The 12,817-nt window shown below is 48.3% G+C and carries 10 protein-coding genes; 4 read left to right on the top strand and 6 right to left on the bottom strand.

Translation table 11 applies throughout. The features are described 5' to 3' along the window. The first annotated feature begins 19 nt into the window (after positions 1–19). Positions 20–601, top strand: coding sequence for a hypothetical protein (locus ACYVEA_RS19920; RefSeq protein WP_461115189.1), 582 nt, complete (start codon positions 20–22; stop codon positions 599–601). 161 nt (positions 602–762) lie between these two features. Next, the gene (locus ACYVEA_RS19915; protein WP_461115188.1) at positions 763–2,208 is read left to right on the top strand and encodes a tetratricopeptide repeat protein; all 1,446 of its coding nucleotides are present in this window, start codon (positions 763–765) and stop codon (positions 2,206–2,208) included. A 20-nt stretch (positions 2,209–2,228) separates the two neighbouring features. On the opposite strand, the gene ACYVEA_RS19910 is transcribed toward ACYVEA_RS19915, so the two are convergent. From ACYVEA_RS19910 to ACYVEA_RS19895, 4 genes are all read right to left on the bottom strand, one after another. Next, positions 2,229–4,349 (bottom strand): ComEC/Rec2 family competence protein, encoded by a 2,121-nt coding sequence (locus ACYVEA_RS19910; RefSeq protein WP_461115187.1) that lies wholly within the window; start codon positions 4,347–4,349, stop codon positions 2,229–2,231. Next, positions 4,346–4,798: a GNAT family N-acetyltransferase gene (locus ACYVEA_RS19905; RefSeq protein ID WP_461115186.1), complete on the bottom strand. Its 453-nt coding sequence runs from the start codon at positions 4,796–4,798 to the stop codon at positions 4,346–4,348. The genes ACYVEA_RS19910 and ACYVEA_RS19905 overlap by 4 nt, the downstream gene beginning before the upstream one ends. Positions 4,799–4,897: 99 nt before the next feature. Further along, positions 4,898–6,253 (bottom strand): M43 family zinc metalloprotease, encoded by a 1,356-nt coding sequence (locus ACYVEA_RS19900; RefSeq protein WP_461115185.1) that lies wholly within the window; start codon positions 6,251–6,253, stop codon positions 4,898–4,900. Then, a complete protein-coding gene (locus ACYVEA_RS19895; protein ID WP_461115184.1) occupies positions 6,234–7,199 on the bottom strand; it encodes a PhoH family protein in 966 nt (321 codons plus the stop codon). Before ACYVEA_RS19895 ends, ACYVEA_RS19900 begins: the two co-directional genes overlap by 20 nt. Before the next feature lie 360 nt (positions 7,200–7,559). Between ACYVEA_RS19895 and dnaB the strand changes: the two genes are divergently transcribed. Both dnaB and ACYVEA_RS19885 read left to right on the top strand, forming a co-directional pair. Then, on the top strand, positions 7,560–10,187 hold the full coding sequence (gene dnaB / locus ACYVEA_RS19890; protein WP_461115183.1) for a replicative DNA helicase: 2,628 nt from the start codon (positions 7,560–7,562) through the stop codon (positions 10,185–10,187). Positions 10,188–10,299: 112 nt separating this feature from the next. Then, positions 10,300–10,878, top strand: coding sequence for a DUF2911 domain-containing protein (locus ACYVEA_RS19885; RefSeq protein WP_461115182.1), 579 nt, complete (start codon positions 10,300–10,302; stop codon positions 10,876–10,878). Positions 10,879–10,997: 119 nt separating this feature from the next. Here ACYVEA_RS19885 and ACYVEA_RS19880 read toward each other — a convergent pair whose 3' ends face one another. Further along, positions 10,998–11,798, bottom strand: coding sequence for an LOG family protein (locus ACYVEA_RS19880; protein ID WP_461115181.1), 801 nt, complete (start codon positions 11,796–11,798; stop codon positions 10,998–11,000). Between the two features lie 322 nt (positions 11,799–12,120). Next, positions 12,121–12,747: a gluconate 2-dehydrogenase subunit 3 family protein gene (locus ACYVEA_RS19875; protein WP_461115180.1), complete on the bottom strand. Its 627-nt coding sequence runs from the start codon at positions 12,745–12,747 to the stop codon at positions 12,121–12,123. Positions 12,748–12,817 lie beyond the last annotated feature (70 nt).

The following is a 12,817-nucleotide window of genomic DNA, read 5'->3' as shown; positions in this document are numbered from 1 at the left end:
CTAATTGGTTGAAGCCATCATGAAAAAGACAATTGTGTGGTTGTATTGCCTAAGCCTGATTGCAGGTCTGTCCATTAGCGTTCAGAGTTTCGGTCAGTATGGCGGATATGGAGGGGGCTATGGGGGCGGATACGGCGGTCGAATGGGGGGAATGGGCGGCAATAGAATGGGAGGTGGTATTCCGAACACCACTCCATCCCGCCCTTCGATCCCGAATATTGCGGGCGATATAGCCAATAAGGAAACTAAATGGCTGAAAGAAAACCTGGATCTGGATAAAGATCAGGCGAAAGCCGTTAAAAACCTCAATAACGAGTACGCCAGTCAGCAGCAGGACGCCATCAAAGACATCGTCGGACCCAGCGGAAAACCAGGACCCGATACGCGTAAGCAGATTCAGGATATGATGCTGATGCTCAACGAAGAGAAGGAGGATAGGCTCAAAACCATTCTGACGCCTGAACAATGGGCAACGTATCAATCGAAGAAAGATGAGATGCAGAAAGCAGTCGGTGGGTTCCGGCCACCAGCGCCGAAAAAAGATTCGCTAAATATGCCGAAGAAAGACTCATTAAGCAGTAATAAGGTTGGGTCGAATTAGGTCACTTTCGTTGTCCTTCACGGGATAAAGCAACGTATTGGTTGGACGCACGCTAATTTTCATTGGGGGAGTAAGTCTAATTTTCGATTTACTACGTACATCTGGCATCAGTTGCCAGCAACATGAAAACAATAGCACTTACCAACCAATATACCTTGCTTATGAAACGCTTATGCTTAGCCCTCTTCTTGCTTAGTGTTGGACTTACTACTGGCGTCGCACAGGATGCAAAAAGTTTATCCCAGGCTATCCGCTACGTCAAACTTGCTAATACGCTCCGGGAGGTCGATAAGTCGGATGAGTCGATAAACTTGCTCAAGCGGGCATTACCCGCCGTAAAATCGACTAATCTCTACTGGGAAGCGATTACCAATGAACTACTGGGTCTTTCGTATAAAGATTTGAAAGACAGCACGACGGCGCTTCAGTATCTGGAACGGGCTCGTACCCAATACCTGAAGTTAAAATATGTAGCCAGTGCCTGGGGTGTCAATGAAATCGTCCGGAATCTTTCCAGTAAAAATTTGTACGCGGGTATCCAGATCGGTTCATCAACCATCAAACTGGCTATCCTTAAAACGAAGTACGAAACCGATTTCTACGAGAAAGACATCAAGTCCACGGTTGATATTGCCAATCCAGCCGTTACGTTATTCGCTGATGCTTCGGGATCGTATCGGGGTGGTCAGGATGCTCTACGAATTTGCCTGGATTCCATCCAACGCTATAATATTCCTAACGAGCGCGTTTTCATTGTTTTGAGCAACGAGGTTCGGGAAGAACTGGCACGAACGCCGGAAAGCCGGAAAAAACTGTACGATCAGTTATCCCGTGTGTTGCCCAACAGCACCCTTAAAATTGACACCAGCCTAACCGCTCCTCGCGAAGCCGAATTGTTTACAATAGGGGCTATACCCCGAAAAGTTTGGCCAACTACCTCAGCGTTAGACCTGGGAAGCAACAGTACTGTTGGCGGCTATTTCGACCAGGGTGTGAACATGCACGACAAAACATTTCACCCAATAAATATTCCATTCGGCACCACCTCACTCGTCAATCAAATTGATAGTAAGGGCTCGCTAGGCATGGATGCTTACAGAAAAGAAGCGCAACGGGTTATAAAAACCCTCTCGGATACGCAAATCGCCCCTCAATTGAACGCTGGTAACCGAGGGTTGCAACAACGCAAAACAGTAGGTGTGGGTGGTGATATTGCCTGGGCGCTTATCACATATCTCCATCCTGAACAGGCTGGTGTTACGGCCGTTCCCATCACGATTGAGGACGTTGAGCGCTTCAAACGCCTGACCTTAACCGATTATAAAGAACTTACCAAAGTAAATCTGAACGCTGTAACAGACCCAACGGTACGTAATCAGGCACAACAGGATATAGCGACGATACAAGCACAACTGAATGAGAAACAGTTGATTGCGGGTGCCTTGTGGCTGGAAGCCATCATGAAGGCGTATTCAACGGCGGCTGGTCCCAAGCGATTTGTGTTCGTCCGAAATGCGGATATTGGCTGGGTAACCGGTAAGTTTCTGGAAACCATCAACTACGAGTACGAATCAACCATTGCCAAAGGGGCTTTGTATACGAGATAATGATTCCTGATCAAGTAAGATCACTCCAGTTCGGCCACGTAGGCGCCCATCTGCCGAACGGAGTAGCAGGCAACACCGAGTTGCTTAGCTTCAACTAACAGTTTGTCAGTCAGGGGAGTCTTGTTCGAATCGTCAAAGATGATGTGTCGGGCCACGACGCGCCCATCCAGCTGATTCCACGCATGGAGAGCATTTCTGCGAATGATGAGGTAATCAACTACGGCTGGTAACTTCCAGTGATTACGGCCGGTCAATTTGTTAACCAGCAGTAAGGTTTTACCCCGCCAAACCCATAGGGCGTAGTCGCGCGTTTGGTAATAAGCCGGGATACTTTTTAACGAATCGATTGATCCTGTACGCTCCCGAGTCAGCCTTGAGACGCCCCATTGCCCAAATGTATTTTTGAGGTAGAAATCGTACGAACGCGTATCCGTACTGTCAAGGTCGGTCAGGAGTGTACTTTGATGCCCATCTGTTACACTGACAGCCGTTCGGTGTGGTAAGAAATGTACGGCAAGTCGGCGTTGGTGCGCCTGTGCATAGTCATCCCATAGTGTCAGTCCTGCCAGCGTCAGTGCAGCCAGGCAGGTAGCCCAGAGGTATACCCGATTGCGGGTTACCAGCAGCGCAACGCCACACAGAATGACAGCATAAATCAATACCATCGCCGTCGATGAAAGCCATAGGCCATCCCAGGCAGCGCCCGGTAGCTGACTCGTTTGGGTTACGGCGTAATTCAGTACCCAGGCCGTTTTTTGCAGCACCCACCCCAGTAAATCGTTGATATATGGCACCCAGCTAAAGGCCAGGGCGGCCATTGACAACGGCAACAACAACTCCGACATCACAATAACAATCGGATTGGCCAGCAGGAAATACGTTGGAAACTGGTGGAAATAGAATACCCCAAGCGGAAACGTTACAAGTTGAGCAACAAGGGCTACGGCCGTCAATTCCCACAGTCGATTTGCCCATTTATTTCGGAACGTAATAGACTGATATAGTGACGACTGCCAGTTGCCAATACCGGCTACCGCCAGATACGACAGCTGAAAACCTGCCGAAAACAGGGCGTACGGATCGAAGCACAGAATAAAAAAAGCCGATGCGCCCAACGTATTAGTCAATTGCTGTTGCCGTCCTGATGCATTGGCTATTATCAGCATTGTAAACATAGCTGCTGAACGTAGCACTGGCGGAGAAAAGCCCGTTACCAGTGCGTAGAACCATAAAATCAACAATTGTATTGCTGCCATCAGGAGTTTACCGCGAGGCCGCTTGATGAGAAAGCTTAGCAGGAATGTCAGCACGGTAAACAGGATGCCTACATGCAAGCCAGACACAGACAGGATATGCACGGCTCCGGCAGCAGAATATGCTCGATATAATTCCGTATCCAGATCATCCCGAACGCCCAGAATCATGGCGTTCACAAGACCATATTCGGCACGGGTGCCTATTTGATGCGTAAACATACTATCGGCCCAGCGATTCACGACCGCAGCCAGGTTGGTAATCCGGTTGGGCGGATCGACAGTCAGAATCTGCCGTTGAAACGGACGCAGGTATTGCTGATGCTCAATATTCCGGTAGCTCAGGTATTGTTTGTAATTAAATTCACCGGGGTTCAGCGGTGGGTCAATGGGTCGGGGTGGACCGGACACAAGCCAGACTTCGCCATACCGGGGCATTGGCACGCCCGCCTTATCCAAGTACACAATAACCCGGCCACTGAGCGCTTGCCATCGTTTTTCCGCATGGTCACTTCCCCATTTTCCCCGACGGATTTCTAACTCGACGCGATACGTTTTGGCACGTTCTTCCGGCTGAGCCGCCACGACACCCTCGTAGGCTTGCAACGTATCTGCCAGATGACCAATCGCATCGGGCCGATTTCGAGCGGTATGTTGATACGTTATTGCCCAGCCTAAAGCCAGCAAAATCAATAACCCACCAAGTCCAGACGTTAATTGAATCGGCTTGATAGTTTGGCCGATACTACGTATGAATCCCCAACTAATGAGGCAAATACCGATGATCAATGCCGTCAGCGGCACACTTATTAAGTCTGGGTATTGAACGTAAAGGAGTATACCGGCGACTAAACCAGCCGCATAGCGAATAAACGGATGGCCTTTCATTCTTTCGCGTAGGCCGACCCTGGCAATACCATCTTGTAATGCTGAATACCAGCCTCTTCAAACATGGGGCCGATGGATACAAAGCCAAAACTAGCATACAGAGGCATGGCACTCACCTGTGCATGCAGGTAGATACGTTCAATGGGTTCCGGCTGCTGGCTAAATACATCCTCAAGTACAGCTTTAACTAAGGCCTTGCCAACGCCCATGCCTCGAAAGGGTTTTAAGACCGCAAAACGCTCTAACTTAACACCGTTAGATGTGCGTCTCCAGCGTGCAGTGCCACATGGGGCGCCATCGGCACGAGCCAGGAAGTGGGTACTGGTATCCTCAAATTCATCGTATTCTTCACGTGCAGAAACATGTTGCTCGTCTACAAACACCTCCCTGCGAATGGCAAAAGCAGAGTCAAGATCAATAGGATTGGAAATAGGTAAAACACTAATCATAAAGTATGTTTTAAAGCCAACCCCACCACTAGCCAGTAGGGTTTCAACTGACCGGATTATTGACCAGCCCTGGCGAATTTAACCGAACATACAACTATTTTATTGTACCAGCAAACGTTTACTGACTACTTCACCAGCGGTTTTCACGCGAACAATGTAGATGCCGGCGGTCAAACCAGTAACCGATACGGGAACGCTGGTACTTGGGGAATTGGTGAACGAAGAGCTACGTAGCTGACGCCCGGTCGCATCAAACAAATCGATGCTAAACGATTGAGACCCTTTTAACTGTACGTCGATGGATGCGGCATAGGTCGTTGGATTTGGGTAGACGTTGATCGTAAGGGTCTCTGTTTCACCCAGGGCTGCCGAGGCTAATTTGATCATTTTTGCCCGGCGTGGACTCACCTGCAACACCGCCCGCATGCGGGCAACCTGCCCAACCGTGAACATGTTCATGCAGGCATCGGGCGAATACATCAGGTAATTTTCTATTAATTCGCGCGTACGCCGACCTGAACAGTTTGAGAATAGATCCGTACACCGGGTCGTCTGATTGAGGTCATCGGTGGGGGGCGTATCCGTTACGTGGTCATCACCACAGTCAACATCACCGTTTGGGTGGCGGAGGCCCAGCCAGTGCCCGATTTCGTGCGTAGCCGTCCGTCCCAGTGCATAGGTTGAACTGGTCACGGTGCCTGTTTGCTTCCCAAAATATCGGTAGTCAATAATTGAGCCATCGGTGAATTCGTTTGAATCCGCAGCGGGAGTCAACCCCGTCAACGTGTCGGCCATAGTTGGAAACTGGGTATACCCAAGATACGAGTCAACTTTGGTTACCCAGATGTTTAAATAGCGATCGCTGGGCCAGTACGCTATATTTGAGAGCAGTACGTCGTCGTTGAAGACGTCAAAAGATGTTTTCTGTGGGTAATAATGGCGGGTAATCCCCGTACTGGGCTGACCATCCGGATCGGTTGTCGCCAGATAAAACTCAATATTGGCATCGGCCCCGATCGAGCTGGTATTGTATCCATTAGTACCCGGTTTACGCCGATAATCTTCGTTCAGGACCTGAATCTGGGAGATAATCTGGGCATCAGAAATATTAACATTGCCTGCCCCACCAATCGTACCTGATGCATTATTATGCACAACATGAACAACAACCGGAATTCGGTACGTAGTGCCGTCGGCCGCTTGCCGCAGCAATGAGGTTTCGGTCTGTAGCTGCTGCACACGCTGGTTTAATTCATTCAGCTGCTTAAGGCGGTTGGGGTTGCGTTGTTGCAGGATACGCTCGTGTTCAACGACTCCGCAGCGATCGAGCGCTTGGTCAACGACTCCTGAGGTCTGTGCCCAGGCCGTTGAACTTACTAAAAAAACAAACGAACCGACCAGCCAACGCCAGCCGGTTCGTTTACTCTGCATCAGGTTATTGACCTGCTTTATCATATGCCGTAATAATTTCACGAACAAGTCGGTGACGAACCACATCGCGGCCATCGAGTTCAACAAACGCGATACCCTTGATGTTTTTCAAAATCTCAACAGACTCAACCAGCCCCGATTTTTGCTTATTTGGCAGGTCAATCTGCGATTTATCACCCGTAATAATTGCTTTTGACGTTGGTCCCATCCGCGTCAGGAACATTTTCATTTGCATCGACGTCGTATTTTGTGCTTCGTCGAGCAGAATAAACGCATTGTTCAGCGTCCGACCACGCATATAGGCCAACGGAGCAATCTCAATGATTCGATTCTCCTGGTAAAACTTAAGTTTTTCTGCCGGAATCATATCATCGAGTGCGTCGTAAATAGGACGCAGATACGGATCAATTTTTTCCTTCAGATCGCCCGGCAAAAACCCCAGATTTTCACCCGCTTCTACGGCCGGACGCGTAATAATAATTTTTTTAACTTCCTTATTTTTCAAAGCCCGAACGGCAATAGCAACGGCAGTATAGGTTTTGCCCGTTCCGGCCGGGCCTACAGCAAATACCAGATCATACTTTTCGGCCGCTTCGACCAATCGTTTCTGATTATCGGTTTTGGCCCGCACCACTACGCCCCGCGTGCCATAAACCAGCACTTCATCATCGTCGGGTAGTATGGGGGGAGTTGCGCCGTTGCCATTCACTGGCTGACCACTGTGAGTAATATAATTCTGAACATTTTCATGAGTGACCTTACCATATTTCTGGTAATGTTCCAGCAGCGAGTCCAGAATGTCACTGATTCGGCTAATTTCAGGCGTTGTACCTTTAATGCGAATCTCGTTGCCACGCGAGATGATTTTGCTCATGGGAAACGCAGCCGCCACTTCCTTGATGTTGTGGTTCTCTACGCCCAGAAAATCGATGAGCGATACGTTGTCTAGGGTAATGACTTTTTCGACCAAACGCTAAATAAAGTTAAAATGTGATTCCGAAAAGTAAGCGATTTCTTTGCTTCTACAACGTCATTCACTGAAAATTTATTCGTTTTTCCTATATTCTTATCGCTTGGTAATATTTGACCAAAAAGGGGTATTTTTTAGGGATATTTACTTATCTTGCTGACCTACAGTGATCTGGTAAGGCTCTATACCATGTACGCAATCTGCTCCCGCCACCGTTGCTTAAAAAATCGATTTTTTTTTCGGCGTGATAGCGTCAACATTACCAGAATGTTACGGACGACGTGGCCGGTAACATGGCTATACGTCGAACAACCCGAATTTGCCTTATGCCGGGGAGAATGCGTAAACTTGCACTGAGACATGGAGAATAACGCACGCCCCAACCAACACCTTCGTAAACCTTCTGGCTTTGCCGGAGGTCGTCAGCAAGCCGGCAATCATTGGCTCGATACCGGCCTTGGTAAATTACCCCCCCAGGCGCTTGACCTCGAAGAAGCCGTACTGGGTGCGTTAATGATCGAAAAAGACGCCCTTTCTTCCGTTGTCGATATTCTTAAACCAGAGACGTTTTACAAAGAAGCCCACCAGCGGATTTACAACGCCATTCTGACGTTATTCGGCAACTCCGACCCCATCGATCTTCTGACAGTAACGAACCAGCTTCGTAAAACGGGTGAGATCGAACTGGTAGGTGGCGGTGGTTTTGTTGCGGAACTTACGTTTCGGGTCAACTCGGCGGCCAACATCGAATATCACTCCCGAATTGTGTCGGAACAGGCACTCAAGCGGGCGCTGATCGCGATGTCGTCCACAATTCTGCGCGACGCCTACGAGGATACCACCGACGTTTTCGAACTCCTGGATCGGACGGAACAATCGCTCTTCAAGATTTCGGAATCGAACATCAAGAAGAACTACGCCGACATGAGCACCATCGTCAGGATGGCGCTCAATGAACTCGAAACCAAGAAAAATCAGGAAGGTTTAACAGGCGTACCATCCGGCTTTACCAACCTCGACCGGGTTACGTCGGGCTGGCAGCCGACCGAATTGATTATTCTGGCGGCCAGGCCCGCGATGGGGAAATGCCTCGGCAAAGGCACCAAAGTAGTTATGTTTGATGGGTCACTTCGGAAGGTAGAAGATGTTCGTGAGGGTGATTTGCTCATGGGTGACGACTCAACGCCCCGCCGGGTGCTCAGCATTGCCAGAGGTAAGGAACGAATGTATTGGGTAAAACAGAATAAAGGGATCGACTATCGGGTTAATGAAAGCCATATTCTTTCGCTGAAGCGGTCGCGAACGGAAGGCCCGCATGTCAAAGGTGATATATTGAATATTACCGTCCGCGATTACCTGACGAAAAGCGATAAATTTAAAACGAACTATAAAGGGTATAAGGTCGCCGTTGAGTTTCCGGAGCAGACTGTCCCGCTCGATCCATATTTTGTAGGTTTGTGGCTCGGCGATGGACACTCATACAGCTCCCGAATTACCAGTGTCGATAACGAAGTTGTTGACTATCTGAAAGGGTATGCTGATGAATTGAATATAACGTTTGCAACGTATCAGCAAGTCGGCAAAGCCCCCAATCATGCCATTACGTCTGGCCAGCGCGGGGGTGCCCAATGGGGCAAACGTCCAGCCGTTTTCAACGTACAGGAGCAATTGAGAGGCTTGTCTATTATTGAAAACAAACATATACCCAAGTCATATCTAATTAATTCGACCGAAAACCGGCTAAAACTACTTGCCGGACTTGTTGATAGTGACGGCCATTACCAGGAAGAGTTTAACTGCTACGAGATTATTCAGAAAAACAAAGAATTAGCCGAGCAATTAAAATACCTCTGCGACACCCTTGGATTCCGTTGTTCACTCAAAGAAAAACAAGCAACTATTACCTCAATCGGATATACCTGTCCTGTCTACAGGCTTCGAATTTTCGGTAATCTGAATTCGATTCCAGTACGTATTGAACGCAAAAAAGCCCGGCCCCTCAAGGCCCGTGCTGATTGGCGCGTGACGGGTATTCAAGTTGAATACGACAAAGTTGACGACTATTACGGTTTTTCAATTGACGGAAATCGGCTGTTTCTGCTGGAAGACATGACGGTGACGCATAATACCGCCTTTGTCGTTAGCGCCCTTCGAAATGCTGCTGTCGATCACGGAAAACCGGTAGCAATTTTCTCGCTGGAAATGTCGTCCGTACAGTTGGTTAACCGGCTTATCTCGGCTGAAGCTGAAATTGATTCCGAGAAGATCAGAAAAGGGACGCTGGCTCCGCACGAGTGGACACAGTTGCACCACAAAATTCAACGGCTGACCGAAGCACCAATTTTTATTGATGATACGCCTGCGCTGTCCATTCTGGAACTACGGGCCAAATGCCGTCGTTTGAAAGCCCAGCACGACATTCAGATGGTCGTTATTGACTATCTCCAGTTAATGTCGGGCGATACGTCGGGCGGTAAGGCGGGCAATCGTGAACAGGAAATTGCGTCTATTTCACGGGCGCTCAAGAACTTAGCCAAGGAATTGAACGTACCGGTTATCGCGCTTTCCCAGTTGAGCCGGGCCGTTGAAACACGGGGTGGTGACAAAAAACCGCAGCTATCCGACCTTCGGGAATCAGGGTCAATTGAGCAGGATGCCGACATGGTATGTTTCCTGTACCGGCCTGAGTATTACAACATTACAGCCGACGAAAACGGAAACTCGACGGCTGGTATTGGTGAGGTGATCATTGCCAAAAACCGGAGTGGCTCGCTCGATACCATTCAGCTTCGGTTTATCAATAAGTTCACGAAGTTCTGCGATCTGGATTCTTATTTCGAACCCGTAGCGACACAGGGCTTCGCTCCTGATGTGAATGGTCTAAGCAATTTTGATGCGCCCCCATCGGCGGGAAGCGTTTTCAAGAGTAAGGCTAACAACATGTCGAACTTTGGTAACGCAGACCCCAGTCAGGAAACTCCGTTTTAAGTTTGCAGACGAAGAAATGACGCGGCTGGCCTCTGAATAGGCTATTCGCCGGCGAACAGTCATAATTTGTAAGTACCTTGTGTCGGATTCAAATTCGACATACAATCTTGCTATGAAAATTTCTGCATTACTCACTTCACTACTGGTTTGCTTCACACTGGCTACTAACGCTCAAAAATTAAGGGATATCGACAAGAGTCCAATGGATATGGCCTACTATCCTGACGATTTTGCGCATGACCGGAAATTTGCTCCCGCTAAAGTTGGCGATAAGGTCTTTGCACGGGTAACCTATAGTCGCCCGGCCAAGAAAGATAGAGAGACATTTGGGAAGCTGATTCCCTACGGAAAAGTGTGGCGGGTGGGCGCTAATGAAGCCACTGAATTCAAGCTTTTTACGGACGCCACCATTCAGGGGAAAAAATTAAAAGCGGGCGTGTATTCTTTCTATGCGATTCCGAATGAAAACGAATGGACCCTCATCTTCAACACCGATTTAGATCAGTGGGGCGCGTATAGCTACAATGAGAAACTGGATGTTTTACGGGTAACAGTACCAGTCAAAAAAGCCGAAGAACCCGTTGAAAATCTTAGCATTCAGTTCAAAAAGGCCAGCGATAACGACGTTAAGAACGCCATTATGATGATCGCCTGGGATAAAGCACTGGTCGAGGTGCCCTTTACGTTTTAACAACGTAACTGTTTAGTATTCACTTAAATAACGTGTTTTTGTCATTCCGACCGGTCCGCCGGTGCGGTCGGAATGACAAAAACACACGTGTGATTGCGCGATTTTCCAGCCGCATTACGTTAAAAATTAGGCTTCAATAGGTATTTATTATAGAACTCATCAATAACTTTGACCGCTTCGGTTGGCGTATCAACAATGCTGATGAGCTTCATATCTTCGGCATTGATGTTGTGTTCCTGGCCCAGCATTACGTTGGTAATCCAGTCAATCAGGCCGCTCCAGTAGGCTCGTCCGACGAGCACAATGGGGAATCGAGCAATTTTGCGCGTCTGAATCAGCGTCATCGCTTCGAATAGTTCATCAAGTGTTCCCATGCCGCCGGGCATCACCACAAACCCCTGGGCGTATTTGACGAACATCACTTTTCGGACGAAAAAGAAGTCGAAGTTGATATTCTTGTCGGGATCAATGTAAATGTTGCTATGTTGCTCGAACGGTAACTGAATATTTAAACCTACCGATTTGCCACCCTGTTCAAAAGCACCCTTGTTCCCCGCTTCCATAATACCCGGCCCACCGCCCGTAATGACGCCGTAACCATGCCGTACCAATTTGGCGGCAATCTCTTCGGTCATTTTATAGTATGGATTGTCGGGCTTGGTACGGGCCGATCCAAAAATCGAGACACAGGGGCCTATTTTAGCTAATTTATCAAAGCCTTCGACAAACTCAGCCATGACCTTAAAAATGACCCACGAATCGGCCGTTTTTATTTCATTCCAGTCATGATCCTGAAAGGCTTCTTTGATACGTTGTTCGTCGGGTGTTAGTAGTAATTCGTCACGCTTTGGTAAATCGTGGGCAATCCGTTCGGTGCTCTGCGTTTCAGAGCGATGAACATTTTCTTTTGTTTCGTCCATGTACGTAATTAAAAAAGGCAGTGGGTGCTAACGTACTCACTTATTCGAATAAAACATCCATCCTAATCAAAAAATGAGTTGCCAGCCATGCCAACTGGGATTTTCCTTAGGGGGAATCGAATAACGAATTATTCCCTGAAAATGTTTCTTTACCTCACTTTCATTACCAGTCGACTCATTTACCCTTACAATTACCCTGTGTTTGCCAGACTAAACGAGATATTCATCAAGATACAAATACCCCAAAAGATGCCGATTAAATTATGGTTAATCAGCACCTTATGGGGTATTTGTGATTTAATCAGTCAGAACTGCAAGACAATTATTTGTCCTCGTCGTAACTTAAGTTGTATTGTTTCAGCACATCGGTCGGCACACCTTCCCAATTGTTCGGTACGTTACCAACGTAGCCCAAGTCCTCAATCCCCATCTTACTCGTATAAAATCCACCTAAAACGAAATTGCGCATCCGGGTAAAAAACGCTACGCCCTGGGTCATATCGGGAGTGGCTTTTCCGGGGTATGCAATTTGCTCAACCATATCGATTTGCTGTGCTTTTGTGCATTTTGCAAAGGGGGCACCATAGCGACTGACACACTTGGTATTGAGCCAGCGAAGCCCTCCACGCATCGGCGTCTGGTTAGCTGGCTGATCAACCATCATAAATTCGATGAAGGCCGGTACGCCCGCCTGCGAGGCACTCCCCGATTTGGCATCGGCCGGAATAATAATGTCGCTCAGGATCGTGACCGTTTGCAACTCAGCGGGTGTAAAGAATTTCTCGCCATGCAATTTGGTGTCGCGCTCAGCTTCAAATTTCTGACGTCCGGCCAGTAGTTTAGGAGGGACGATTTTGGGCTTGGGTTCTGGAACGGCTTCTTCAACCGGCCCAACGGCTAGTCCGAACGATGTGAACGATAAGGCTTTAAGGGTGTCTCTTCGTTTCATAAATTTTTGGTTTACGGTTTATGGTCTTCGGTTTACGGTGGGCTGACGCGAACTTGTCCTACGTCAGCCC

This window comes from Spirosoma jeollabukense, from assembly GCF_054777855.1.
Note: the sequence above shows the minus strand (reverse complement) of the source record. Positions and strands in the feature narration are given on the sequence as shown.